Genomic DNA, 25,157 nt, shown 5'->3' with positions numbered 1-25,157 from the left:
AGCAGTCTCGGCCATGACCACCTGCCCGCGCCCTTACTCGTCGTCAGGCAGCAGCAACGAGGGAGCGTGCTGGAGGAAGAACGACGGGGGATACTTAGCCTTGATTTTACGGAATCTCCGCGGGCTCATACCAAAATCGAAGCTGCCTGCCAAACTTGTCGCGCGCGTGTCGGTGTAGCCGGCCGACTGCGGGCCCAGCGCCGGCAACCCGAAGACCTGCTCGACGAACTTCAAGACGCTGCTGAACTCGTATTGCGTGTGCTCCACGTGCGGTGTCACGTACGGCGAGATGATCAAGCAGGGAACGCGGATCCCCAACCCACGAAAATCGAGTTGCGGCGGCGGCAGATCGTCGTAGAACCCTCCCCAGTCGTCCCAAACGACGATAATCGCCGACGAGTTCCAGTCCTTCGATTCCCCCACGGCGTTCACGACCGACGCCACCCAGGACGGTCCGTAATCGGTGCCCTGATCGGGATGGTCTGACCACAGCGCGTCAGGGATCACCCACGAAACGCTCGGAAGCTGTCCTCGAGCGGCGTCGGTCAAGATCCTTGTCGGCGGCGAAACGACGTTCGATGTCCAGTCGCTGCTGTAACGCACCGACTGGATGGCGTCGAACGACGACCACGTGCTTCCACCCGGTTGACCGATCTGCGGCGCGTAGTACTTCCACGAAACGCCCTTGGCGTCGAGCGTCGCGGCCATCGTGTTGAACTGCTGAAAGCACGGCGCATACGGAGCGCCTTCTTCGGTTGCCCCGCTCGCGCTCAAGGTCGCCGTCTTGGTTCCGTTAGGAGCATCGCAGCCCCACGGCGTGTTGCTGGGCACGTCTATTTCGGAAAGCGTCGGATTGAGATCCGCGGTTCCCGCGATGAGCGTGAGGTGCGCGGTGAAGCTCGGGCCCATCATCGTCGGAAACATGTGATCCGCCAGGACGTAGCGCTTTGCCATCCTCCAGTACGGTTCGACCTGCGGGCGGTCGAGATATGAATACGCATAAGCGCCGATAACACCCGTCAAGCCGCCCTGCAAGTCGAATCCGTCCATCTTGCCGCCGTCGTAATCGTGCACGGCGTCGCGATAGTAATGATCGATGTATTTCTTTTCGAACGGAATCGGCTGCAGTGAGACGCGCGTGCCCGTGCTCATGTAACCGTAGCTCTTCGATTCGGCACCGGGGAAGTTCGCGAAGATGTTATCGAAACTGCGGTTCTCTTGAACGATGATGACGACGTGCTTGATGTATTTGCGCACTGAAACACCGGCGAAATCACTCGCCGAAAGCTTCGACGTCGAGGAAGGGACCGTGTTGGACGCACCGGCGCAGGCCGTTAAAACCGCTAGCACCGGCAGCGCCAAGATCGACTGCCGCATGAGAACAGGCTAGCCGTCGCTGATACTGATGGTTAGAGTCGAAGGCCCCCGCCAAAGGGGGACCTCCGACGAAGATGGTGGGCACGGTTGGGATTGAACCAACGACCCCCCGCGTGTGAAGCGGATGCTCTCCCACTGAGCTACGCGCCCTCGGATGCGGTCTTTTGGAGGCGGCGGGCTCTCCACCCTTCCGGCGCGAAGCGGCGATGCATGCTCGAGGGATATCCGCTCGTCTCGCAGTTCACGGTGCCGTTTGCGGACATCGACATGATGCAGCACGTGAACAACGTCGCCTACATTCGCTGGTGCGAAATGATGCGGTCGGAGTATTTCGCGCAGGTGATGAACGTGCCGATCAACGGCGATCGCGGCATCATCCAGGCCAACATTCACTTCACGTACGAGCGCCAGCTGCGCTATCGTGAACAGATCGCGATCGGCATTCGGATTCCGCGGATCGGCACGAAATCTTGGGATTTCGAGTACGAAATCTGGAGCGAGACCGAAAATCACCGCGCGGCCCAGGGGACCACGACCGTCGTCGCCTACGACTTCGTCGCTCAGAAAACCATCGCCGTGCCGCAAGAGTGGCGCGACGCCATCGCGGCCTACGAGGCCGGGCCCCAGCGCTTCTTCACGTGATACTCGCCGCGGCGTTGGCAGCCGTCGTCACGACGCAGACCTCTATCGCGCACGGCGTCTTCCTCTATTACGCGTACGCGCGCGACGCGTCCGTGGCGGCCTTCGCCAAGGCGGCCGAGCAGACGCCGACGCCGCCCCTGGCCTACTGGGGCGAGGCGCTAGCGTACGGCCCCGACCTCAACACGCCGATGACCGCCGAAAACTTCGCTCGCGGCAAAGCAGCCATCGAGCGCGCGCAAGCGCTCGCAGCGAACGCGACGCCGGCGGAGCGTCCGTATATCGACGCGATGAGCCTGCGGTATGCCGGCACGTGGGACAACTGGACGAGCGACGACGCCGCTTACCGCCAAGCGATGGTCGCGCTGGCCTCTTCTTCTCCAAACGATCCGAACGCGCAGCTGTTAGCGGCCGAAGCGCTGCTCGAGCACGGGGAGGCCACAAAGCGCACGATCGCACTGATCGACGGCGTTCTCGCCCGGTTTCCCAACAACGCAATGGCCAATCACCTGTGCATCCATGCCTACGACAACCTGTCCGATCGTTCGCCGGCGCTGCCGTGCGCGCAGCGTCTCGATACGATGGCCCTTCCGCCCGAGGCCGAGCATTTAGCGCACATGCCCGCACACTTTTGGATCGAGAGCGGCGACTATGCCAAAGCGTTGGCCTCGAGCGAGCGCGCGTATCAGATGCTGCTGCAGCTCGATGCGGCCGGCCACCGCGACCTGAGTCAGCAACGGTACGCATCGCACGACATCTCCGTGGGTTACGAGGCCGCGATGATGTTAGGCAACTACGCGACCGCGACGCGTTGGGCCAATCGTCTCAATGGCCTGGTCGGCGCAAAGTTCGCGGCGTTGACGGCGCTGCGCTTCGGACGCTATGCCGATGCGGCGGCTGCAGGATCGGACGAGCTCTCCGGCCAGTGGATCGCCGGCGCGGCCGCAATCCACCTCGGCCGTTTAGCCGATGCGAAAGCGGCCGAAGCGGCGACCCGCAAGCAATACGGCACGCCGACGCGCGGCTATATTCCGCAGCTCTTCTTTGCGCGGCTGGCCGAGGCCGAGGGGAACGATCGCGACGCGCGGGCGTGGCTGGATCGGGCTCGCGACAATCAGCGCGCCGACTTCTACGCGGAGATCATCCCGTTCGTGCCGGCCGGCGAGGCGCTGGGGGGATATCTATTGCGAACGCAGCGGTATCCCGAAGCGATTGCCGCGTTCGACGATTGCCTCGCGCGCTATCCCAACGATCCGCGCGCGCTGTTCGGTTTGGCGCAGGCGCTCGCCGCGCAAGGGAAGACCGCCGAGGCGGCGCAAGCGCGTTCGCGCTTTGACGCCGCCTGGGCGGGGGCCGATACGACGCTGTCGATCGGCGATCTTTAGGCTTGCGCGCGCAACGTTCGTGCCAACGCGGCCAACGCGTCGCTCATCGCTTGAGCGCTGTTGGCGATGCGCGTGCGTACGCTCGTACTTCGTCCACTTTCCGCAAGGCGTATGAGCCGGCTGCGTTCGGCGGACTTGAAGGCGTCGTCACGGCGCATCCGGATCTCGGTTTCAAACCAAAGGTCCATGATTCGCCTCGTTATCGAAGTGAAAAGTGAAATGAAAAAGCCTCCGGGTCGATCCTGGAGGCCTTTCGAAGCGGTCGAAAACGACGAATGACTACGTCGGTCCACCACGCGAAGGCCCAGAAAGCATCGACCCGCCACCGCATTGCGGCGCGAGAATAGGATTCCACAGATTCGTAGTCATCGTGCCTCCTTTCGCAGTTCGGGTTGCGTAGTAACGTTTAGGTTCGAATGAATGTATCACGCGCAAATGACGATGTCAAACGTGTCAACAGCATGTCATCCTGAGCGTAGCGCCGCAGGCGCGAAGTCGAAGGGCAGGCGCATCGCAAGGTCCTGAAGGTCTTGGGGCCGAGCCCGTACAACCGTTTGACGCCCCGGGCCCCGGGTCGCTATACTCCGGGGGTTTGGCCGGTGCGGGCGGTTAGCTCAGTGGGAGAGCGCTTCCTTGACACGGAAGAGGTCATAAGTTCAATCCTTATACCGCCCACCATTTTAGAGAACTCCGAACGGATCGGGGTTCTTTTTCTTCTTTTTTATCGAAACACGGATTACCGATGCAACTTGTCCGTATTAGGGTATCGCCGGAAACTGAACGACTCGGATTCGCCCACAAGATCGGCGAAGTGTGGGCTTTTACCACTCCGTCTCTAGCGGCGCATCCGTAATTGGGGAGCTCTACGAAGATTACGCGGAGAACATCTTCTTCAAGGATCTTGGCGAGGAACGCTGGTTCGCCAAGCACCTACTAGAATATCTCGACCACGACCCAAGCCTTGAAGCCACTATCGGCGGCAAGCGCGTGTTCTACACACCCGACGGGCGTTGGCAACAGGTCGCGACTAGCGACGATGAGCCTAACTAGGCAAACTTCTCAAACACGTTCTTGACGAGTGATTCGACGTGCGCAGCGGCCTCAAACTCTCCAACGGCTAGCCGATTCGGATGACCGGCTCCGTTTCGCAACTTTAGCGCCTGCTCAAGTCGGTTTTTAACGCTCTTGCTCAAAACGGAAATCGCCGCACAAATCTGCAAGAAGTCGTACTCATCCATGCGCGACGAAATGTCATCGGCCGTTATCGCCGCCTTCCATTTAAGGTTGCGCTTTGTCGCCTCGGCATTGAAATCTACTAGGTGGTTAGCCACAACGTAATCCTGTATGAGAGCGACAGCGCCAACCCACGACAGCACTACAGCCGCTCGTCTCTGTCCATGATCGAGGCTGTCTATCGCTTCTTCGAGGAATTCTCGGCTCTGCGGGTCCCCGATTTTTGCGACGTGTTTTCCGAGATTCAATGCGGTCTTCTTCATTGGCGAAGCGCCGAAACTTATCCCAGGCTTTTTCGCTACGTACTCACGGCCGGCGGACGCCGCGAGTCGCGCCGAGATATTCCACTTCCGTATCTTGCGTTGACCTGCCGAGATCCCAAGTGTAATGATACGTCTACCTTCTTCGGACCGGGGTCGTCTGCAGCGAATATTAGCAGTAGGGCATCAGTCTGGGAAAGGCCCTTCGCGTGAATGACGTTCTTGAGATCAATGTCCTTAAGCAACGCGCTTCGTTTAACTCCTGGATTGTGTCGTGAGACAGGGCATATCGCTCGCTCCCCAGGGACCGTAACTTCGCACTCTTGACGAGCCGCTGTAGAGTCATTGAAAGATTATTTGCGTAGGTCTCCTTGAAGAAATGTTTTGCTTCCCGCATTGTGGAGAGCAAACTTTTTCTATCAAACTCGGCCAGTTTTGGTTTAGACTGCAACGGCTCAGTTCCATCTTGGCACCCACGCCGCGATCGCTGGAGTTATCTCGACCCAAGCCGCCGGATCCACGGCGCCGCTCGGCGCGACTAGGCTTAGTGACCGGTGTCCCCAGCGGGACTTTGCGCCCACGTCCATTCAGCGCCGTCACGACGCAGCGTAATAATGCGGGACTTGGAGCGCTCGCCCGCGTATCTGTAACACAGAGGAATGTTACAGCACGGCACTAATCGCTTCGTGAGGCGCAGACAGGTGGCACGAGAGCGGGGCATCTGCATCGTCTGCTTTAAAGCGCCGGCGCGTGCCGGACAGACGGTTTGCAAGGCTTGCAACGATGCGGCCAAGCTTCGCGTACGCGCGTCGCGCCTCCGGAAATCGGCGACCGTCGAGCACCGACGCAGACTCGCGTTTCACGAATCCGCGGGCGACTTCGCGTGCGGGCGATATGACTACCCCGAAGCACTCCTCCGTTACGACGAAGCACTCAAGTCGGCGGCGATCCACGTTGACGACGAACTTCGTCTTTCACAGAAGTACGCCGGCACGCTCTTCTTCGGCCGCGAACCGGAAAACGCGCGCGTATGGTTCGAGCGCGCGCTCAACGGTTATCGCGCAGCCGGCGTCACTGCCCGGAATGCCGAAACCGCCGGCACGTTACTGTTGCGGTTATCGCGTCAATATTGGCTTAACGCCGACACAGTCTCCGCGTTGCCGCTCATTAGCGAGGCAATTCAACTCGCGACGCTGGCCAACAGCCACGCGTTTTCCGAGCGTGCGAACCTTGCAATGGCGCACTATCTGATTCTGCTCGGCCGGCATGAAGCGGCCGAACCGTTTTTCGAGCGCGCGGGAAACGTTCTCCGCAGCGATCTGCCCGAAACGCGTGCCGTGAGCTTGACGCAGCGCGCCATCTTGTACGCCGCAAAAGGCAGCCGAACCGAGGCGTACGCGCATTTCGAAGAGGCCGTCACCGCAGCCAAAGCCCTGCCGGACGGCTATCAGATCACGTCGATCTGGGACGACTACGGCAGTTGGGCGATTGCGCTCGGCGACATTGCAACCGGGCAGCTCTGTCGCGAACAGGCGCTCTTCGTCGCGCGCGACCGGCACATCGCGTGGCGCGTGGCTTATCTCTCGCTTCGTTACGCCGACCTGCTTTTAGAACTCGAGCAATACGACCACGCACGAGACCTGCTTCTCGACGCACTCGCACTCGACATTGCAACGCCTTGCGTCGTCGTGCTGCTCGCGACCGTTGGTCTGAAGCTCAGTTACGTCCTCGACGACGAGGGGCTGCGGCGACGCTGTACCAACGAGCGCGCCGTCGATTACGCACTGCAGTCCGGAGAACCGGGTCGCATTGGGCCGCTGCTCTCCGCAACCGTCCGCTGGCATCTCGCGCGCGATGAAGACGATGCAGCCAAAGCGTTACTCCACCGCGGCGTCGCTTCACTGCTTAACGCAGATCACGCGTGGGACTTACTTTTGGATGCGTCACGATACGGAACGGAAGCCGATCGGAAGCGCGCGCGAACCTTGCTCGTGGCACGCGCGAAGCTTCCGAACGGCCGCGTTGCCGCAGCTTACCTTCTCGCGTTCGAAGGCAAGCAAACGAAAGCGGCGCGCGACTTCGGCACCATCGGCTGGCGCGCGCACGCGACGAAAGATAAATCGTCGTTGAAACGATCCGCCTTCCGCACGTTGCTCGGGGATATGACGACTTTGACGAGACGCGAGGAAGAGGTCGCGCACCTCGTTCTCAAAGGCCTCACCAATCGTGCGATCGCGCGCGAACTCGCGATCAGCGAGCACACCGTTGAATCGCATATGACGTCGATCATGAACCGGCTCGGAATTCGCTCGCGCCACCAGCTCACCGATTCGCTTTCGGTTGGGGATTCCAGGATGACACCTCTAGTCTGATTTTCTACGCTTCTCGTATGGGTCGGCCTACCATCGGCATCACTAGTCCATTGGAGTCGATCGACGAGGAGGATCTTGCTCAATATGAGGTTGCCAGGCACAAGAGACTGCTCGAATCGGCCGGAGCAAACGCGGTGATTCTACCGCGCGGCAAAGCCACCGCGTCGGCGTTAGATCGCACGCAGTTCGACGGCTTACTGTTTAGCGGAGGAGGCGACGTCGCGCCCGGCCTTTACGGCGGGCGATCGGATCTTGCCGACAATCGCGTGGATCCCGTTCGCGATGCCGGCGAAATGGCGTTACTCTGGCGCGTATTTGCCGAACGAAAGCCGACGCTATGCGTTTGCCGAGGCATGCAACTCGCGAACATCGCCTTCGGCGGAACGCTCATCGAAGATTTGGCGTCCGAACTCGGCCCGCGATACCAGATCAAGCATCATCAGGTGCGCGAACTCAACGAGCCCGCCACCGTGGGGACGCACCGCGTTGCCGTAAAGCCAAAATCGCTGCTGCGCGAGGTTACCGGTCAATCATCGATCTGGACGAACTCGCTGCACCATCAAGCCATTCGCGCGCTCGCACCGCCACTCGCTGCCGTCGGCGCGACACCCGACGACGTGATCGAAGCCATCGAGCTCAAGGTGCGAGACTTTTATTTTTTAGGCGTCCAGTGGCACCCCGAATCGTTGCCGGATACGCCTGCCTCGCAACGAATCTATTCTTCGCTAGTTAGCGCCGCTTTGGAGTCATCATGAGAAATACGATCGCCCTCGCCGTCGCGTTTCTGTTGTGCACGCGCGTGGTGCTGGCCCAAGTATCGCCCGGCGTCCAGCAGTCAGCCGCGCATACGGCGAACGTCACGGGGAGCGTAACGCGAAGCGACGGCAAGCCGGTGCCCGGCGCCGAGGTACGAATCGGCGGACCGACCGTACTCTCGACCAGCAGCAACGACCGCGGCATTTTTACGTTCAACAACGTTCCGTGGGGCACATACCGCATCGTCGTGACGTCGGCGCTGGGAACTGCAACGCGACAAGACGTCCTGATTAACGGCGACATCACCGTTGCCATTCAGTTCGAGCCGCCTTCGGCAATTAAAACGATCGCGCGCGTTTCGACCCAAAGCAGCGGCGCGCACATCAACGTGAGCTCGTCGAGCATCGCGTCGGTTACACCGGGCGATTACGCGTTCTCAGGCTACGGCACGTGGACGAATCTCTTCGCACAAATTCCGGGCGTGGCCGTGTCGGGCTACTCGGCGGGCGGAAGCGCCTTTGCCGGAACGATGCGACTGGCACCTCAGATGCCGGTCGTTCTTTCGCTCAACGGCGCGCTTCCGTACGAAACGTCGACTACGCTCGACGGCATGCCGCTGCAGGGTGTATCGAGCAACGGATTCATCGAAAATACGGGCGGCGGCCTCGACCTCAGCAACTTGCCGATGGACGCGTTCGATACGGCCGACGTCGTGCGCGGTCCCGGCGCTAATGCGCCGTCCATCGTGGATTCAATTGGCGGAAGCTTCGTACTCCATCCGCCCGGACAAGTCACCACAAACCGTTTCGAGCTCTCGGTAAGTAACGATCCGTACGGCGGCATCATTTCGAACAGCCGCGCCGGCTTCCACTTCGGCAAGCTTTCTGCAACGATCGTCTACGGCATCAACGACAGCCCCGGGCCGTTGGGCAGCAGCGCGGTCATCCCGGCATTACCGTTTGCGCTGGCAACGATCGACGGAAAGCCGGTCGCATTGCCACCCGCCAACCAAAACCCTACCGTCAACGGCGTGCCGAACTGCTTCTGTACCGTCACGAGCTCGCTGTTGATGCAAGGCGTGCAGCAGTCCACGGCATGGTCGCAGCAAAACGGCGCCCTCGCGCTTTCGTACGACGTCGCACGGTCGATAACGGCGGAAGTATTCTATGCCGGCACGACGTCAAGACAGTATTCCGAACAAGGCTATTTCCCGGTCGAGTTCGCGCCGGGAACCGGATACCATGGAAGCTACGCGCCGAGTCCGGTGGGTCAGCCGTCGTATACGTTCCTCACGCAGGAGAGCGCGCCGGAGGTCGTGAGTCAATCCAGCAGTCTCCTCGAAGAGAAAGTGACGGCTTTCGTCAACGGCGCCGTGCTGCGCGTGGCGGCACTACAATACAACTCGTTCAATAACCTTAACGGCGCCGAAGCCTACCCCAACGGGACGTATCGCCTCTGGGGAACTGCCGATCTCGGATCGTCCTCGTCGTACGCGCCTGCGGCGTACAACGGCACGTTGGAAAAAGTGACGTTTCCGAGCCTCAACACGCAAGAAAGCTGGTGGACGAACAACCGCGACCTGCTGCTCAGTTATGCGACGCAGATAGGAATCTCGACCAGCGCCGGCCTTTCCTATACGACGTCGTACTACAACGCGCCCTACAATGCGAGCCTAACGCTCGATAAGACGCCGTTGGTCAACTTGAGCCAGTCGACCGCGGCATCGTCGACGACGGACGAGACGCGCCTTCACGTCGACTCGCAGATCAACGACAAACTGTCCGTGGGACTTTCGTGGTATTTTGCGATCGGCTCGTTTCACGTTCCGACGCCATCGAGTCCATCTCAGTGGAGCGACTCGGTGTTTCGCTACAACGCACCGCGGTTGGGCGTCGTGTGGCGCGCCGGTCCGAACGTGGCCATTCGAGCGTCGGCCGGAGGCGGCTTTGCGCTGCCGGCGCTGCCGAATCTGACGGGCTACGCACTAGAGTGCAGTGGCGGCGAATGCACCGAAACGACGGCAAATCTCAATCTGAAACCTGAGGAAACGTTCGGGTTCGACGTCGGCGCCGACGCGCGCCTGGAACGAAATACCGTCGCGTCGATCGATCTCTATCGGACGAATCTCTACGGTCAGTTTTTCATCGGCACCACGCAGTCGACGCTCAACAATCAGCCGTTGTTCATCAACCAATACGGGAACCTGGGAACGAGTCGCATGGAAGGACTCAACCTCACTGTCAATCGCGACGTGCCGTCCGGGTATTATTGGCGCGCGACGCTCGGATTGACGCACGCTTACGTGATGAGCGTACCCCCGGGCTTTTACAATAACGGCACGTGCGCGGCGACGAAGGCGTGCACGAATCAATCCGTGGTTCCGGGTGCGAACTTCATCAGCAACACGTACTCCGCAACGGTGCCGTATTCCGGCGCGTCGGCGACGCTTGGCTGGCGCTGGAAACCGGGCAGGTTCGTCGATCTGTCTCCCACCTATTACGGCAACAACAACATCTACAATATTCCACACGCCTTCGTCGTGCTCGATGCACACGCCGGGTACTCATTCACCGACAACATCGCTCTGCTCGTGAACTTTAATAACATCACGGGGGCCTACGACCAAAGTATCCAAAACTTCGGAAACTATGGATACGTCACGCCGGTGGTTCAAGGTTCGACGGGATACTATCCCGGAGTCGCCGTCATTCAACCGTACGGGCCGCGCTATATCACCGTTACCGCAAACTTCAAGTACTAACGTGAAGACACTACGCGCGGTCACGCTTTTTCTCACGGTTTCGCTCTGCGCGAGTACCATCGGCAGTTCCCAGCCGTCGTATGGACCCGACTCGGTCGTCGACGGACATCCGTCGTCGTGGTACGTCGAACCGGCGATCGCGGTGTCGCCGAAGGATGCACGCAAGCTCATCGCCGGTTCGATGGTCTTCGGCGTCGGCGGCTTGACGGCAGAAACGTTTAGGTCGGACGACGGGGGATACAACTGGCGCGGCACCACCTTACCGCTCGCCTCAGGTTCCCTCTTAGGCGACGTTCAGGCGGCCTTTAGTGCCGACGGCAAAGGTTATATGACAATACTCGGCAGCGAGGCCGACTCCTCCGGAGAGACGCTGAACGGTCTCTACGTCTTCGGCACGCTCGACGCCGGAGAGACCTTCCAACGCCTAGCATTTCTTCAAACACCCGACAAGCACAGCTACGACCACGAGCAGCTCGCGATCGACGAAACGAATGGTACGTATCGCGGCCGAATATACATGTCGGCTTTGTATACCGCGAGTCTTTCGCCGCAAGTCAATGCATTGGGACTCATCTGGTCGAGCGACGGCGGCCGCACGTTTCACCGTCCGGTGGAAGTTTGGCGAGGATGGTCGTTCAACAGCCGTCCGGTCGTGTTACCCGGCGGAAATCTTCTGTTTCCGTTTTTTCACGTAAAATCGCTTACGGATACACACGAAGTCGTCGCCGTAAGTCTTTCGCGCGATGGCGGTCGATCGTTCGGCACGCCGCGACGCGTCGGCGATCGCATCGTGTACGGACTCAAGGCCACGGAACAGCGCCTGCACAGCGGTGACTATACGTTTGACGTCGATTCCGTTCCGCAGTTTGCCTCGGCACGGACGACTAGCGGCACCGAAATCTATGGCGTTTGGAGCGACATGCGAACGCCGCGGTCGCGCCTGTTGTTCACTCGTTCCGACGACATGGGAACGCACTGGACGCAGCCGCAGGAGATTCTGACGACTTCCGATCGTCTGGACTCGCAATATCAACCGTCACTCGCGGTCAACAACATGGGTGCACTGGGCATCAGTTGGTACAACGCATCGCATGAGTCCGAGACGATTTCCGAGATGTTCGCCCTTTCACACGACGGCGGCCGATCGTTTTCAACGCTTGCACGCGTTTCGAGCACGTCGTCGCCGATCCGTCCGCCGAATGGTGACGGCTATTCGGCGCAAGCGTTTCCCGATACGAAAGGGATCTTCGTCGGATTCACGTCGCCGCTCAACCGCTATGCCTCGTTCGGCGACTACATGGGACTCGCCGCCGACGCGAGCGGCGGGTTTCACCCGATTTGGATCGACGCGCGCAACGGCACGGGACAGGTTTGGACGGCGACGGCCTTTACAACCGCGTCCGACCCCGTGCCGGCGGGCTTGAGCGAACGCAAGCTCACCGACTCGATAGCGCTCGAGTTTGGCGTCGGAACCTGGGACGGTAAATCGCAAGCGTTTACCGTGCCGGTGCGGCTGCACAACACCTCGCATTCGGTTCTGTATCCACCGTTTACGGTTACCGTTAGCTTGACGCACAATCCGTACGACGACGAAAACCCGAACTTCACAGCCAAGCAGCCGCCGATTGCGGTGCTCAACGCGGACAATCAGAAAGCCGGTATCGGCGCGACGTTCGTGTATTCTTCGGCCACAATCGGGAACTTAGGACGGCTGCTTCCGGGAGCCGATACGGCCAGCCGAACGTGGCGCGTCCGGCTTCCCTCGGGCAACTTCGATCCTACGCTTCTCACGACCGTCACCGGGTATGCGACACCCTAACTAGGAGCAACGCCCGTAAATCGAGCGGCCGCCCCATCGGGGCGTCGGCACGTTTGATGAGGAACTTCCGAGTTTTCGCACGGTATAAAAGCCCATTCCCGCTCGGAAGGCGCAAGCGCGTGTAGGCGATGGGTTCATGGCTGAACTATTAATTCTAAACCCAGATTGCGACTTATCTCTGATTCGCTAGGAAATTCCAGAATCGCCCCGTCCATCGAGTCAGCCAAACAGATCGCGATATTCTCGAATGTAAGTAACTCAAGGGTAAGGACGGATCGAAGCTGACCCAGATTTTTCGGGTAGACTCGGATGCAATCGGAATCGATTTCCTTGTTTAGCGGCGGCAAATCTGCCCCAAAGCCGAGGTTCGGAACGCAGGACGGGCTCGAGGCCTTCCGGCCCGGAGACCGGCTCTTTAGTACAGCCGCCGCACCGCCAGAAGATAAGAAGGAACTACCACTTAAGCTACCACGTACCACGCGCGCGGCGTGCGGATCCTGCAACGTGAAACACTCTCGTGCACGAGGGAAGCGGAGCTTGCCTGGTGGATCGATCTCTTTGACACGGAAGAGGTCATAAGTTCAATCCTGATACCGCCCACCATTGTAAAAACCCCGTGGAATAAGAACGTTCCGCGGGGCTTTTTTAGTCGTCCGTCACGCGGATGCAAAACTCACTTGCGCACGAAAGACCAATGCGCCACGTCGCAAGACGTAGGCACAGTGTAATCCTTTCCGTCGTACTTAACGAACGCTTCCGCTCTCACAACATGCCATTGCTGGGTGCCCTCTTTATTGGTGAAGAGGTGCTCGTTGCATGCATTGCCCCATACGTCGGCGGTATTCTCGTGTGGTTCGCAACCGGTCGCAGTGGCGGGCTTGACTTCGGCGCGAAGCCGCGCTTCAGCACCGTTCGGGCCGGTATAGTCGATCGACGCCGTGCTTTCGCCGTGAGGAGCGATGCACCGGGAGTAGTTCTCAAGGTGCCAATCTTTGGTCCAAGTCGTTTGCCAATACCTCGATAGCCACACGTAACGGTCGGTTTGGTTGCGCACCGTCACCCGCCATTCATTACCGTCGAAAAGACCACCCGGGGGAGGCTGGCTCGCGGCGGTACTGCCGCAACCGGGCAACAGAAGCGCCGCGCACATCGGCGCGCACAGCAGCCGCCATAGCGAAAATCGCAGGTAACTCATACGGGTAACCTCCTGATAGAGGGACGTTCGCTGGCCCCCGTTTGGTTCCCGCGGGGGCAGCCGCACAGCGCGATCAGGTCTTATTGATTTGTATAATCGCAAAGGGCAGCGAACCACTGTAAACGTGCCCCCGAAAGAAACCAAAGAGCGATTCTCCACCTTGTTCGCCCTCGCGCAGGGACCCGGCGAAGCAATGATAGAATTGCTCGACATGGCGGGAAGGTCGCGTTTAGTCCTGTCGAGCTTTTTGATGCTGTTCGTCGAGCTGGCGCTGATCCGTTGGCTTGGCTCGAACGTCATCTATCTTTCGTATTTTTCGAACTTCGTTTTGTTGGGCAGCTTCCTCGGCATCGGCCTAGGATTCCTCAAGGGGAAATCGCGCACGGATTACTTCCCGTGGGCGATCGTCGTTCTCGCCTTCCTCGTGGCGCTCGTGCTGCTCTTTCCGGTAACGATCGCGCGGCCTCGTGGCGACGTATTCTACTTCGGTGCGATTTCCAGCGGCATTCCGATGTGGGCGATCCTGCCGGTGGTCTTCCTGGCGACTGCCACGGTCATGGGAACCATTGCGCAGGGCGTCGCGCGCATCTTCGCACAGTTCGAGCCGCTGGAAGCCTATCGGCTCGACATCCTTGGCAGTCTCACGGGCATTGTGGCTCTCAGCCTGCTCTCGTACCTGGGAGCGCCGCCGCTCGTGTGGGGAGCGATCGCGTCCATCGTGTTTCTCATCCTTTACGCTCCCTCGGTGAAAGCGCTTCAAGTCGTGGCCGCGGTGGCGCTCCTCTTGATGCTCGGACGAGAATCATTTCAGCCCGGTTACACCTGGTCGCCGTATTATAAAGTCAAAGTCTTCACCCTCAAGCCGGGTACGACCGTCTACGACCTCAACGGCGCCCCGTATCGCGTGAAAAATCAGTTCGTTGCGATCGATGTTAACGGAATCAATCACCAGACGATCGTCTCTACCGCCGAACGAAGGGACATCGAGCCGATTTATTTCGTTCCGTATCAAAGCGTGCGCAACAATCCGCTCCGCGACGTGCTGATCGTCGGAGCCGGGAACGGTAAAGACGTTGCCATCGCGCTGGCATCGGGCGCCAAGCACGTCGACGCCGTCGAAATCGATCCGCGAATCTACCAAATCGGGCGCAGTATGAACCCGGATCATCCGTATCAGCAGCCGCAAGTCAGCATCCACATCGACGACGGGCGTGCGTTTCTGGAGCGCACGCGCAAAAAATACGATTTAATCCTTTTCGCTTTGCCGGACTCACTTGCGCTCATCTCAGGGCAGTCCTCGCTGCGCCTCGAGACCTATCTCTTTACCACCGAGTCCATCCGCGCGGCGCGCGAGCATCTCACTGCCGGCGGCGCGTTTGGTATGTATAATTACTATCGCGAGGATTGGCCGGTCGATCGGCTGGCGAACATGCTCGCACTTACCTTCGGCCATCCGCCCTGCGCGACGTCAGCCGGACCCCAAGCTCATTTAGCTCTCCTGATGATCGGAGCGGCATCCGGCAACGTCGCGTGCGCGAGCCTCTGGAGTCCACAAGGGCGTTTCGTTCCGGCGCCCGTCACCGACGACCGGCCGTTTCTCTATCTGCGCTCGAGCGCGATCCCGCAAATCTATCTGATCACCATCGGCGCGATCTTGCTCGCCTCACTGCTCATGGTTCGCTTGGCGGCCGGCTCGCTGCGCGACATGAGCGGTTACCTCGATCTGTTCTTCATGGGCGCAGCCTTCTTATTACTCGAGACCAAGAACGTCGTGCAGTTCGCTCTTCTTTTTGGTACGACGTGGTTCGTCAACGCGTTGGTATTCTTCGGCATTTTGCTTTCCGTGTATGCGGCCATCGAGGTCACTCGGCGCGCCCGGCTGCCCAGTCCTCGTTGGCTCTACGTCGCCCTGTTTGCGTCGCTTGCAGTTGCCTGGGCCGTCAAACCCGAGCTGCTCCTCACGCTCGATATTCCACTGCGGCTCGGCGCGGCGATCGCGCTGGCTTTCGCTCCCATCTTCCTTGCGAATCTCATCTTTGCGGAACGCTTCCGCAACGTCGGCTCATCGACCGCTGCATTTGCAGCGAACCTCCTCGGGGCGATGATCGGCGGAGTCCTCGAGTACGCGTCGTTGTTCGTGGGCTACCGGGCACTGCTCATTGTCGTCGCCGCGCTATACGGATTGGCTTTCGCGTTGCGGCGTGAACCCTCCGACGCACCAGTGAGTCAGGCGTCCGCCCAACCAACGTAGGATAAGGGCTCGGCAAGGTGCCTTGGACACCGATTTTGAAGCCCCGTTACGATCGCGGTTCTTCAATCCGAGTCGTATCCGTTTGAAGTGAAAGGGGCGCCAATGGCGATTCGTTCCAATGCCAAGGCCATGATGGAGGCCTTACAACTCCAAGTCGAGGATTGGCAGAAACGAAAGGTCGACCCGGGCGAGTTTCAATACGTCATCGGCATGACGCAGTGTTACACGCTCATCGAGATCCTCTACCAGCTCGAGGCCTTAAACGGCAAGGCACGGATCTAGTGGATGCGACCGACGGTAGCGGTCCACTTGGTCCACACTACGCATTAGAAGGTCTGCAGTATCGCGTGAGCTACGGTCAAACGAACTGCGATTTTCTTGCCTAACGACTAATGAACGCCTTAACCGCTCACCGCCTCGCCCCCAGTCTTGGCGCCGTGGTCGAAGGCGTCGATCTGAGCGCCGAGAGCCCGGCCGCGATCAAAGGCGCGATCCTCGAAGCCCTCGACGAGCACTTGGTGCTCTTCTTTGAAAATCAGCACGTCACGCCGAAACAGCAGCGCGATCTCGCCGCCGCACTTGGGCCGCTCTACTTGCACCCGTTCTATCCCGGAATGTCGGAAGCGACTGAAGTCATGGTGCTCGAGAACGACGCCAAGCGGCCGCCGAGCGCGGACCGGTGGCATAACGACGTCACGTTTTTAGAAAAGCCGCCGAAGATCGCGGTGCTGTACTCCGAAGCTATTCCCGAACTGGGCGGCGATACGCTGTGGGCCAACATGTATCAGGCGTTTAGCGACCTGAGCCCACCGCTGCAAACCTTATTGCAGAATCTGCGCGCCGAACATTCGTTCGCGAAGAACTTCACGCCGGAACGGTTTGCGCGGATCGGCATGGAGGACCGGATGGCCGAAATGTATGCCAAGCATCCGCCGGTCTCGCATCCCGTCGCGCGCATGAACAAAAAGAGCGGCCGATACGCCCTCTACGTGAACCAGGACTTCACGACGCGAATCTTGGGCGTCTCGCAGCGCGAAAGCGATATGCTGCTGAAGTTTCTATTCGAGCACATGGAACAGCCGCAGTATCAAGTACGCTGGCGATGGAAACCGAACACGCTGGTGTTATGGGATAATCGCTGGACGCAACACTGCGCGCTGGGCGATTACTACCCCAACTATCGCCGCATGCGCCGGGCAACCGTCCTCGACGAAGAGCGCGTATAAAGCGGATCGAGGACTTTGACGCGCTCGACGACCGTGCACAGAACAAACACGGCGTCGTGATACTGGCTTAGCGGAATGCCCGGCGGCACCATTGAGTTGAGATCGACGAGGGTCACTTTCGCGCCTTCGCCTTTGAGAAACGCATACGCCTGGCGCGAATTCTCATAGTCGACGACCGGATCGTGATGTCCGCCGCACAAGTAGATCGGGGTCGTGGGTTTCCAATCCGTCAGCGGCTCGTTGGCCGTGAGATCCTTGCGAACGCCGCTGTTCGGATCGCTCGCGAGATCGCGGAAGAACCGTGGCTGCATCAGTTCCTTGAGGTTGACGGGCAGCGTTTTCCCCGCGAGCGCGTTCTGCTGCGCGTACGTCTTTACGGGCAGCAGCGTATCGATGGAATTCGCATAGGGCGGCTTGAACGTTTCCGACGGATCCTTATAGATGTTAGCGTACACTTTATTGTAGCCGGGGACGAGAAACGCAAAAAACGCCGACTCGCCGTCGGACGGCGGTTTTTTCGCATTGCTCTGAACCCAGCTGGTCAGCTCGTACATGCCGCTGCCCGGCTGGTTGGCGATAACGTCGAACTCGCTCGGCGCTTCTTGCGCGATGGCACGCTGCACGGCGATGGTGGAGTGCCCGCCCTGCGAGTAGCCTTGCAAGAACACTTTGCCGGAAAGCGCCACGTGCAGGGTCTTGGCGGCGTTGCGCACGGCGCGCATCGCGTCGATCTCGGCGCTGGCTTCGGCGCTCGACACGAGATACGGCTCGTAGGGATACGTCGAATAGCCCAGGCCGAGATAGTCGGTTGCCGCAACGACGTAACCGTGCGCGGCGTAGACGCCGGCGAGGATGAGCGGCTCGGGATTCTGCTTGGTGGAAACGGCGATATTCATCGCGCGATTGAAGTTCGTCCCTTGCGAGTAGCCGATCAGCACGTACGGCCCCTTGCAGCCGCGTCCGGGCACGTAGAAGCCGGCGCTTGCATCGGCCGGCTCGCCGTGCGCACCGATAGTCACGTACCGGACGGCATAGAGATCGACGTCGCACTTGGGCGCTCCGCCGATCCCGGTCACGAACGGGCCGGCTTCGCCGCCTTCCATCGCCGTTTTGCTCAAGGTGGCCGTGTGCGTCACGGAGATGACGGCGCCTCGCGCCGGCGCCGGACCCGGAGTCGGCGGGCCGTACGCACCGCTGCCCGACGAACACCCGGCGAGCACAAAAGCCAAGAGAACGAAGCTCCAAAATCGCCTACGCACAGTGCTTGCTTCGCCGTTCGCTCAAAAAAGCTAGCGGAATAGTTTCACTGCATTGAGTAGCGTGACGTAGACTCCCCACAGCAGCGGAATGCCGACCAGTGCCCACGAGAGCGTGAGTTTGAGCGCGTTGCTCATGCGACACCTCCGACGAGCACTTCATCTTCTTTATAATGATGCCGCTCGTCGACGGGACGCACCAACAGGTTGCAGATCAATCCGATGACGAGCAACACGGCCATAACGTACATCGTGACCGAATAGGCGTCGGCTTTGGCAACGCCGTGGTTAATCTGATACTCGCGAATGTAGTTCACGAGCACGGGTCCCGCGATGCCGGCCGCCGACCACGCAGTCAAAATCCGGCCGTGAATCGCTCCGACGTTCATGTGCCCGTAGAGATCGCGCAAGTAGGCCGGTATCGTCGAGAAGCCGCCGCCGTACATACTGAGGATGATCAAGTAGCACGTAATGAACAGCGCCAAGTTTCCCGCGCGACCGATTCCAGGTATGCAAGCATACAGAAATGCGCCCAGGACGAAGAACACCACGTACGTCGTTCTACGGCCGATGAAGTCCGACATCGACGCCCAAAAGATCCGGCCGCCCATATTGAAGACGCTGAGCAAACCGACAAACCCCGCAGCCGCCGCGGCCGACGCTTGCGCTGCCGCCACCGTCGCATGTGGGAACTTCGCCGGGAACATCTCCTGAATCATCAGCGACGCTTGACCGAGCACGCCGATTCCCGCCGTCACGTTGAGAAACAGCACCATCCACAACAGGTAGAACTGCGGCGTTTTTACCGCCTGTCCCACGAGCACGTTTTCCGCGGTCACGAGGCCGGTCGACTGCGTCGGTGCAACGTATCCGGCCGGAAGCCAACCGGCCGCCGGAACGCGCACGATGAACGTGCCGATGATCATGAAGACGAAATAGATCACGGCCATCGTCAGCAACGTGGGCGCGACGCCCGTCGAGGTTGGCGTCGCGTAGAACTTCATGAGAGCGACTGCGAGGGGAGCACCGATCAGCGCGCCGCCGCCAAAGCCCATGATCGCCGTCCCCGTTGCCAATCCGGGCCGGTCCGGGAACCACTTGACGAGCGTGGAGACGGGCGAAATATAGCCGATGCCGAGTCCGATACCGCCGACGACGCCATAGCCGAGGTACACGACCCACAACTGGTGCACCGCAACGCCGGCCGCTGAAATCGCGAGACCTCCGCAAAAACACAGCGCCGCCAAGAACATCGCCTTGCGCGGGCCGGCTTCCTCGACCCATTTTCCGCCGAATGCCGCCGACAGTCCGAGAAAGACGATCCCGAGGCTAAAGATCCACCCGATCGCGGGAATGCTCCAATCGCCCGGCGCCGGCGCGCTGATACCGATGAGTTGCGACATCGGCTTGTTGAACACGCTCAGGGCGTACGCTTGACCGATACAAAGATGAATGCAGAGCGCCGCGGGAGGGACCAGCCATCGGCTGAAGCCCGGTGCCGCGATCGAGTGCGAACGGTCTAAAAAGCTCATTGTGCCGTCCTCGTAAGTCGCTGCTGGTCGTTCGCTAGGCTTTCAAGAGCTTTTTCATGGCTCCTTGGCGCTCGAGCCGCTCAGCTTCTCACGCGATAAGTCTTTGCATCGATTTCGTACCTTTCGATCGACTGCGACTTTTTCATCGGCAGCGTCCAGAGCGTGTACGTACCGTTTTGCGCCGCAGTGTAGAGAATCTCGCAGCAGTCGGTCCAGCGGCCCGACTCGCCCGCCGCAGCCATCGCCGTGGCGACTGCGCGAACCCCGCCGGCCGGGATCGTAACGTCGCGTCCCCAGCGAATTGTCGCACGATTGTACTGCGGAAGACCGCCAACATATGGAATGTTCGTGAGATACGTGATCTTAGGCGCGAGAAGAGGCCGGTGCGTGCGAGCGAGTTCCGAAATGAGTCGGAGATTACCACGATCGATCAACACGCCGGCCCTGTCCCCGGCGAGACGATCGGCGACGTCAGTCAGCTCGAACGTACCGCCCAACCATCGAATCTTCCACAACATCGCTACGTTTGCGGACAGACTCTCGGCCGGAGATGTAGACCGCATGGCCATTTCGATCGCTCGCACCTTCGCTGCCGGCCCCTTATCGTTGAAAGCCATGACTGTTTCATCACCGATGCGCCACGGGTTCTGGGCACTCGGTCCCGTTCGGAAATGGGATTGCTGCTTGGGACTATTCGGAAAGGTGGTCGCATTAATGATCCTTGAGTCGATCAGCGTGAAACCTTCATGGAATCCGGAGCGAGTGTTGAGGTAGTTGATCGTGATCGAGGTTGGACGATCCGCCGGTGAATACAGAATCCGAATCAGATGCGTGCCATTCGGCAACCCTACCGGATACACGACTGGAAACGTCGCGCTCGCAGTGACGGCGCGAAGGTCGTTCGCAGACGGTGGGCTCATGATCGTCAACGAGTTCACGCGGACCGCCCACCGGTTGCCCGCGAACCAGAACTGAATGCCGTCATAGACCTTTGGTCCGACGGTTCCACTCGCAACCGCAGCGAGCGCCAACGCGCCGCACGCAACGACCATACGTAGCCGATCGCGATAGCCCAACGCCCGCGAGCGACTCACAATCTTGTCGAACGGAACGCCCGGCACGGCAATAGCCGCGCGCGCGGACTTCGCCATCATCGAAAACTCAGAGTGCATACTGCTTCTCCTCCGGCTGCGCTAAGGTCCCGGAATTATAATCGTCGAGGATGCCGCGTAAGCGCTGTCGCGCTCGCGATAGGCGCGTACGCACCGTAACGTGGGCGACATTCAAAATCTTGGCAATCTCGTCGGTCGATAAATCGTCGAAATAGAACAGCACCAGGACGTCGCGCTGATCGGGCGGCAGGTTGCCGAGCGCGCTCCAGACGTCGATCGCGGCACTCGTATCCTCGACGGCCGCGGCGCGTTCGGGAATCTCGTAGACGGGTGGATTGCGGCGCCGCACGTGGGCCGCTTCGCGCATCACGATACGGTAGAGCCACGTGTCGAACGCAGCGAGCTCACGTAAGCCCGGTATTCGCCGGTGCACGATGGCGCATGCCTCCTGCGCCGCGTCTTGCGCCAGGGCCGCGTCGCCGATGACCGTCGCGGCCAAACGATAGCAAGCGGGCCAAATCGCCGTGATGAGCGCCTCGCGAGCGTTTTCGTCGCCGCGGTGCGCCGCGGAAATCGTCTCGGGCGGTGCCCAACGTGTCATGCGCCTCCTCCCGGTCCTAGAGACCGCTATCCTGAAAGAGGCGCCGCGTCGCGCAATTGTTCCGAGCGCTTCAGCTTTTTGCGCCACATGAGGAACGCCGTTACGAATAGCACCGCCGGCGCCAGCCCGAAGAGCGCGTAGAGCGCCCGCAAGACCGGTCCGCCGGGGGCGCCGATATGTACCGCGTACATCGCCGTACGCACACGCCACGACGGCGGAAACGTTCGCGCGTCGTAAACTTGCACCACTAGCCCGGCGTGCGCGTCGACGGCGACGTAACTGTATCCGTAGGGATCCGGGTCGCCGGGAACGCGTTTGCGAACGACGACGACCCCGTTCGCGGGCGGATAGACGAACGTCAACTCGCCTGGAAGCGCCGCATTCCCGATCGCGACGAGCCGGTCCAACCCAAGTGCGGTGCCGTGCGACGGTGCCGGTGCGATCGGCTCGTCGGGTTCGTCCCAAAATACCTGCCCCGCAGCGGTCAACGCCCACATGAAGAGAAACGCTGCGGCGAATACGCCGATCGTTCGATGAAGGTCGAGCGCATTCCAACGCAGCCTAAATCGCCACGGCCAGAGATAGATTCCCGTACAGCCGAGAACGATCAAGCTCAACCCCGCCGCAGCGTTGATCGCTTCCCCGTATCGCCCAAAAACAAGCTGCCGTGTAAACCATACAGCACGCCGATCGCCGTCTGCTCCCACACGACCGTTTTGAGAATCGCTCCGGTGTACGGATCGACTAGCACGTCGAGCCGGTTCGGTCCATCGTCAAAGCTGACGTCGTCGGTGCAGCCGGTCGGGCACGATAGCAGCACGTGGCGCACCGGTTTTCCTGGGTTAGCGCGCTCCGCGATCCCCAAGATACCCGCGATCGACAGCGAGTGCTCTCGCACCGGCACCCTAAGCATCAGGTAGTCGCGATAGCCGAAGATCTGGTTCTCCAACAGCACCAACGCCACGCCGCTGCAGCACACGACGATGAGATACGCGGCAAAGATGAATCCCGTGTACTGATGCACCAGGAACAGCACCCGGCGACCAGAATGCGCCTTCCCCATGAAACGTCTTCTTCTTTTCTCGGCCGCAATCGCATTTGCGACGTGCCTGCCCGCGGCCGCCGCACCGCAGACCTGGTCCGTCGACCCCGTCCACTCGACCGCGCAGTTCACCGCGCGGCACTTCGGCATCGTTCCCGTCGTCGGAACGATTCCGATCTCGAGCGCTTCGGTGCAGCTCAACCCACCGTCGCAGATTCCCGTGGCCGTCACCGCGCAGCTCGACGCGTCGCACGTCGACACCCACAACGACATGCGCGACGGCGATCTCAAGTCGCCGCACTACTTCGACGTCGCCAACAACCCGACGATCAAGTTCGTCAGCACGAAAGTCGACGGCACCGATGCCAAGCATTTCACGATCACCGGCGATCTCACGATGCACGGGCAGACGCATCCCATCACGCTCAACGCCGCGGTCGTCGGCGCGGGGAACTCGCCGCGCGGCCGCATGCTCATCGCCTACTCGGCGACGGCAACCATCGATCGCACGCAGTGGGGCATGAGCTACGGTCCGATGATCGTCGGGAACGACATCGATCTCAGCATCAATGCCGAGGCTGAAGCTCCGTAAGCGCGTCGAGGCGACGATTGAGCGCCGCGAGCTGCTCTAGCACCGCAGTCGATCCGTCGGTGCGACCCTCGCCGAGTAGATCGAGCGCGGTTCCGACGCCGTGCGCGAGTTCGAACAGCGCCGCTGATTCGTCGGGCGCGTAGCTCTCACCGTCGGCCTTTGGCCCGCACACGAGCGCACCCATCAAGCGCCCGCGCGAGAGCATCGGATACGCGTACTCGCCCTGCAACGTAGTCTCGAGCGTATCGAGATCGACCGGTTTGTGCCACGTCCGCAGCGCCACGATCGCGCGATCGTTCTCGTCGACGTTCGTGCCGAGAAACATAACGCTTACCGTCGCCGCGTAGGCGTGCTCGCGAACGGTCTCGACGGTCCGCTCGATCAACGTCTCGCGATCGGTGATATACGCCGCCTCGTGCGCGAACCGCCGCAGCGCCGCTTCGTCCTCGTGACGCTTGCGGAAAAACACTTGGTCGACGAAACGATCCGTCCAGCGGTGAATCGGCCGCATCGACAAGCCGAGCCCCAGCGCCACCGCCATGCTGAAGACCGTCCCCGTCGTGCGGCTCGCGTTAACCAGAAGCTCGTTGGCCGCCCACTCCACGATCAAAAAAACGCACACGACGATCGCCGACACGATACCGAAGATCAGCGCACGATTCGCGACGAAACCGACGTCGAGCAGCCGCCGTCCCAGCGCCGCGTACGTTAAGAGTATGGGAACGACGAAGAGCAAGACGTTCCGAATCGCAATCCAAAACACCAGCGCACTGTAACCCGTTTGCGATCCTTCAAAGTATCCTCCGATGACGTTGAAGCCGAATAGCAGCCCGAGCGGAACGAGCGCCCATACCGCGCGCTGGCGCTCTTCACCCCGCGACGCGCCGATCGCCAGGGCGCCGGCGACGATGCCGGCTACCACCGCGAAGTCGTAGGGTAAGTGCCACTGTTCGCTGCGCCCTCCGTAAAAGTGCAGATAGGCGTCGGCGCTAAACCACAGCGTCATTTCGCCAATGACTGCCGCTACGCCGATCGCGATCGAAACCACGGCGAGCGCGACGCAGACGTAACCTACGATGCGTCGCAGCGGCGAAAGCGGCCGGTCGAACGTGCCGCAATACATGGCCCACAATATGACCGCTGCGCCATAGAGCACGTAAATCGAAAGGAAGTCTACGACGTAGAACGCGGCCGACGAGCTTGAAAAATTCACGATCGCCCGGCTCGCCGCAGTGCAGATCAGCGTCAGCGAGAGCAGCCGGACGTCGTACGACTCCGGCTTGCGCCATACCAGTAATGCGGCAAACGCGATCATCCATAGGATGGCGACCGCGAAAACAATGATGTCCGGGCGCCGGCGCACGCTTATCCCGGTAGGCATGACGGTAGCCGTCAGCGCGCGGCCGCCGCGCACGAGCTGCAGCGTAGCCGGACGGCCGGCAATCGGCTCGTCGAGCAGCCAAAACCGAACGGTGAGAGGCTGAGCGCGCATGTCGATGACGTCGCCGGGACGGATTCCGGCTCGGTCCGCACCTTGGCCCGGATCGAGCGACGTCACGACAAACGTGAACGGCTTGTCCGGAACGACCTGCATCCCCCAGAGACCGACGCGCGGCATTCCGCCGTAGCCGAGGAGGCCGAAGAGCTGTGACGCCAGTAAAAGCAGCGCGCTACCCGCGCATAAGGAAAGAATCGCAACCTTCCAGCGGCCGCTCATCGCAGTTCCACCACCGCAAACGTCGGCCGGC

The 25,157-nt window shown here is 60.5% G+C and carries 22 protein-coding genes and 2 tRNA genes; 12 read left to right on the top strand and 12 right to left on the bottom strand.

Features of this window, described 5'->3' with window-relative positions; genetic code table 11:
* Positions 1–33: 33 nt before the first annotated feature.
* A complete protein-coding gene (locus VGG89_02030; GenBank protein HEY1975309.1) occupies positions 34–1,377 on the bottom strand; it encodes an alkaline phosphatase family protein in 1,344 nt (447 codons plus the stop codon).
* Between the two features lie 75 nt (positions 1,378–1,452).
* A tRNA-Val gene (locus VGG89_02025) sits at positions 1,453–1,527 on the bottom strand.
* A gap of 60 nt (positions 1,528–1,587) precedes the next feature.
* Here VGG89_02025 and VGG89_02020 point away from each other — a divergent pair.
* Positions 1,588–2,019: a thioesterase family protein gene (locus VGG89_02020; GenBank protein ID HEY1975308.1), complete on the top strand. Its 432-nt coding sequence runs from the start codon at positions 1,588–1,590 to the stop codon at positions 2,017–2,019.
* Entirely contained in the window at positions 2,016–3,401 is a 1,386-nt protein-coding gene (locus tag VGG89_02015) for a tetratricopeptide repeat protein (protein HEY1975307.1), read from the top strand. The genes VGG89_02020 and VGG89_02015 overlap by 4 nt, the downstream gene beginning before the upstream one ends.
* Here VGG89_02015 and VGG89_02010 read toward each other — a convergent pair.
* The gene (locus VGG89_02010; GenBank protein HEY1975306.1) at positions 3,398–3,589 is read right to left on the bottom strand and encodes a hypothetical protein; all 192 of its coding nucleotides are present in this window, start codon (positions 3,587–3,589) and stop codon (positions 3,398–3,400) included. The two genes, VGG89_02015 and VGG89_02010, sit on opposite strands and share 4 nt — an antisense overlap.
* A 415-nt stretch (positions 3,590–4,004) precedes the next feature.
* On the opposite strand from VGG89_02010, the gene VGG89_02005 reads away from it, so the two are divergent.
* Together VGG89_02005 and VGG89_02000 are read left to right on the top strand one after the other, a co-directional pair.
* Positions 4,005–4,079: transfer RNA gene (locus VGG89_02005), tRNA-Val, on the top strand.
* Between the two features lie 135 nt (positions 4,080–4,214).
* Entirely contained in the window at positions 4,215–4,451 is a 237-nt protein-coding gene (locus VGG89_02000) for a hypothetical protein (GenBank protein HEY1975305.1), read from the top strand.
* Here VGG89_02000 and VGG89_01995 read toward each other — a convergent pair.
* Positions 4,448–4,897 carry a hypothetical protein gene (locus VGG89_01995; protein ID HEY1975304.1) on the bottom strand — a complete coding sequence of 150 codons (450 nt, stop codon included), beginning with the start codon at positions 4,895–4,897 and terminating at the stop codon, positions 4,448–4,450. The genes VGG89_02000 and VGG89_01995 overlap by 4 nt on opposite strands.
* A 698-nt stretch (positions 4,898–5,595) precedes the next feature.
* On the opposite strand from VGG89_01995, the gene VGG89_01990 reads away from it, so the two are divergent.
* From VGG89_01990 to VGG89_01975, 4 genes are read left to right on the top strand one after another with little or no spacing between them, the layout of a single operon-like run.
* Positions 5,596–7,266, top strand: coding sequence for a LuxR C-terminal-related transcriptional regulator (locus tag VGG89_01990; GenBank protein ID HEY1975303.1), 1,671 nt, complete (start codon positions 5,596–5,598; stop codon positions 7,264–7,266).
* Between the two features lie 17 nt (positions 7,267–7,283).
* A complete protein-coding gene (locus tag VGG89_01985; GenBank protein HEY1975302.1) occupies positions 7,284–8,021 on the top strand; it encodes a gamma-glutamyl-gamma-aminobutyrate hydrolase family protein in 738 nt (245 codons plus the stop codon).
* The gene (locus tag VGG89_01980) at positions 8,018–10,783 is read left to right on the top strand and encodes a TonB-dependent receptor (protein ID HEY1975301.1); all 2,766 of its coding nucleotides are present in this window, start codon (positions 8,018–8,020) and stop codon (positions 10,781–10,783) included. The genes VGG89_01985 and VGG89_01980 overlap by 4 nt, the downstream gene beginning before the upstream one ends.
* Before the next feature lies 1 nt (position 10,784).
* Positions 10,785–12,602 carry a sialidase family protein gene (locus tag VGG89_01975; GenBank protein ID HEY1975300.1) on the top strand — a complete coding sequence of 606 codons (1,818 nt, stop codon included), beginning with the start codon at positions 10,785–10,787 and terminating at the stop codon, positions 12,600–12,602.
* A 673-nt stretch (positions 12,603–13,275) separates the two neighbouring features.
* Here VGG89_01975 and VGG89_01970 read toward each other — a convergent pair.
* Positions 13,276–13,797, bottom strand: coding sequence for a hypothetical protein (locus VGG89_01970; GenBank protein HEY1975299.1), 522 nt, complete (start codon positions 13,795–13,797; stop codon positions 13,276–13,278).
* A 124-nt stretch (positions 13,798–13,921) separates the two neighbouring features.
* Between VGG89_01970 and VGG89_01965 the strand changes: the two genes are divergently transcribed.
* From VGG89_01965 to tauD, 3 genes are all read left to right on the top strand, one after another.
* Entirely contained in the window at positions 13,922–16,048 is a 2,127-nt protein-coding gene (locus VGG89_01965) for a hypothetical protein (GenBank protein HEY1975298.1), read from the top strand.
* Positions 16,049–16,150: 102 nt separating this feature from the next.
* A complete protein-coding gene (locus VGG89_01960) occupies positions 16,151–16,330 on the top strand; it encodes a hypothetical protein (GenBank protein ID HEY1975297.1) in 180 nt (59 codons plus the stop codon).
* A 110-nt stretch (positions 16,331–16,440) separates the two neighbouring features.
* Positions 16,441–17,274 carry a taurine dioxygenase gene (gene tauD / locus VGG89_01955; protein HEY1975296.1) on the top strand — a complete coding sequence of 278 codons (834 nt, stop codon included), beginning with the start codon at positions 16,441–16,443 and terminating at the stop codon, positions 17,272–17,274.
* Here tauD and VGG89_01950 read toward each other — a convergent pair.
* The 6 genes from VGG89_01950 to VGG89_01925 all read right to left on the bottom strand — a co-directional run bounded on the left by VGG89_01950 (position 17,226) and on the right by VGG89_01925 (position 22,838).
* Positions 17,226–18,533 carry a lipase family protein gene (locus VGG89_01950; protein ID HEY1975295.1) on the bottom strand — a complete coding sequence of 436 codons (1,308 nt, stop codon included), beginning with the start codon at positions 18,531–18,533 and terminating at the stop codon, positions 17,226–17,228. The two genes, tauD and VGG89_01950, sit on opposite strands and share 49 nt — an antisense overlap.
* A 131-nt stretch (positions 18,534–18,664) precedes the next feature.
* Positions 18,665–20,062, bottom strand: coding sequence for an OFA family MFS transporter (locus VGG89_01945; GenBank protein ID HEY1975294.1), 1,398 nt, complete (start codon positions 20,060–20,062; stop codon positions 18,665–18,667).
* 80 nt (positions 20,063–20,142) lie between these two features.
* Positions 20,143–21,234: a hypothetical protein gene (locus tag VGG89_01940; protein ID HEY1975293.1), complete on the bottom strand. Its 1,092-nt coding sequence runs from the start codon at positions 21,232–21,234 to the stop codon at positions 20,143–20,145.
* Complete coding sequence (locus VGG89_01935; protein HEY1975292.1) at positions 21,224–21,775, bottom strand: sigma-70 family RNA polymerase sigma factor; 552 nt, start codon at positions 21,773–21,775, stop codon at positions 21,224–21,226. Before VGG89_01935 ends, VGG89_01940 begins: the two co-directional genes overlap by 11 nt.
* Before the next feature lie 26 nt (positions 21,776–21,801).
* A complete protein-coding gene (locus VGG89_01930; protein HEY1975291.1) occupies positions 21,802–22,482 on the bottom strand; it encodes a PepSY-associated TM helix domain-containing protein in 681 nt (226 codons plus the stop codon).
* Complete coding sequence (locus VGG89_01925; GenBank protein HEY1975290.1) at positions 22,389–22,838, bottom strand: PepSY domain-containing protein; 450 nt, start codon at positions 22,836–22,838, stop codon at positions 22,389–22,391. The genes VGG89_01930 and VGG89_01925 overlap by 94 nt, the downstream gene beginning before the upstream one ends.
* Here VGG89_01925 and VGG89_01920 point away from each other — a divergent pair.
* Positions 22,837–23,409 carry a YceI family protein gene (locus VGG89_01920; protein HEY1975289.1) on the top strand — a complete coding sequence of 191 codons (573 nt, stop codon included), beginning with the start codon at positions 22,837–22,839 and terminating at the stop codon, positions 23,407–23,409. The genes VGG89_01925 and VGG89_01920 overlap by 2 nt on opposite strands.
* Here the strand turns inward: VGG89_01920 and VGG89_01915 are convergent.
* Positions 23,384–25,126 (bottom strand): hypothetical protein, encoded by a 1,743-nt coding sequence (locus tag VGG89_01915; GenBank protein HEY1975288.1) that lies wholly within the window; start codon positions 25,124–25,126, stop codon positions 23,384–23,386. The genes VGG89_01920 and VGG89_01915 overlap by 26 nt on opposite strands.
* Between the last annotated feature and the right edge of the window lie 31 nt (positions 25,127–25,157).

Source organism: Candidatus Baltobacteraceae bacterium, assembly GCA_036488875.1.
Lineage (GTDB): Bacteria > Vulcanimicrobiota > Vulcanimicrobiia > Vulcanimicrobiales > Vulcanimicrobiaceae > JAFAHZ01.
This window is presented reverse-complemented; position numbering and strand designations above follow the sequence as displayed.

Bases quoted from the DNA above. Each gene is read 5' to 3' on its own strand.
- VGG89_02030 (HEY1975309.1), bottom strand. From the start codon at position 1,377: ATGCGGCAGTCGATCTTGGCGCTGCCGGTGCTAGCGGTTTTAACGGCC.
- VGG89_02020 (HEY1975308.1), top strand. From the start codon at position 1,588: ATGCTCGAGGGATATCCGCTCGTCTCGCAGTTCACGGTGCCGTTTGCG.
- VGG89_02010 (HEY1975306.1), bottom strand. From the start codon at position 3,589: ATGGACCTTTGGTTTGAAACCGAGATCCGGATGCGCCGTGACGACGCC.
- VGG89_01995 (HEY1975304.1), bottom strand. From the start codon at position 4,897: ATGAAGAAGACCGCATTGAATCTCGGAAAACACGTCGCAAAAATCGGG.
- VGG89_01985 (HEY1975302.1), top strand. From the start codon at position 7,284: ATGGGTCGGCCTACCATCGGCATCACTAGTCCATTGGAGTCGATCGAC.
- VGG89_01980 (HEY1975301.1), top strand. From the start codon at position 8,018: ATGAGAAATACGATCGCCCTCGCCGTCGCGTTTCTGTTGTGCACGCGC.
- VGG89_01970 (HEY1975299.1), bottom strand. From the start codon at position 13,797: ATGAGTTACCTGCGATTTTCGCTATGGCGGCTGCTGTGCGCGCCGATG.
- VGG89_01960 (HEY1975297.1), top strand. From the start codon at position 16,151: ATGGCGATTCGTTCCAATGCCAAGGCCATGATGGAGGCCTTACAACTC.
- tauD (HEY1975296.1), top strand. From the start codon at position 16,441: ATGAACGCCTTAACCGCTCACCGCCTCGCCCCCAGTCTTGGCGCCGTG.
- VGG89_01945 (HEY1975294.1), bottom strand. From the start codon at position 20,062: ATGAGCTTTTTAGACCGTTCGCACTCGATCGCGGCACCGGGCTTCAGC.
- VGG89_01940 (HEY1975293.1), bottom strand. From the start codon at position 21,234: ATGCACTCTGAGTTTTCGATGATGGCGAAGTCCGCGCGCGCGGCTATT.
- VGG89_01935 (HEY1975292.1), bottom strand. From the start codon at position 21,775: ATGACACGTTGGGCACCGCCCGAGACGATTTCCGCGGCGCACCGCGGC.
- VGG89_01920 (HEY1975289.1), top strand. From the start codon at position 22,837: ATGAAACGTCTTCTTCTTTTCTCGGCCGCAATCGCATTTGCGACGTGC.
- VGG89_01925 (HEY1975290.1), bottom strand. From the start codon at position 22,838: ATGGGGAAGGCGCATTCTGGTCGCCGGGTGCTGTTCCTGGTGCATCAG.
- VGG89_01915 (HEY1975288.1), bottom strand. From the start codon at position 25,126: ATGAGCGGCCGCTGGAAGGTTGCGATTCTTTCCTTATGCGCGGGTAGC.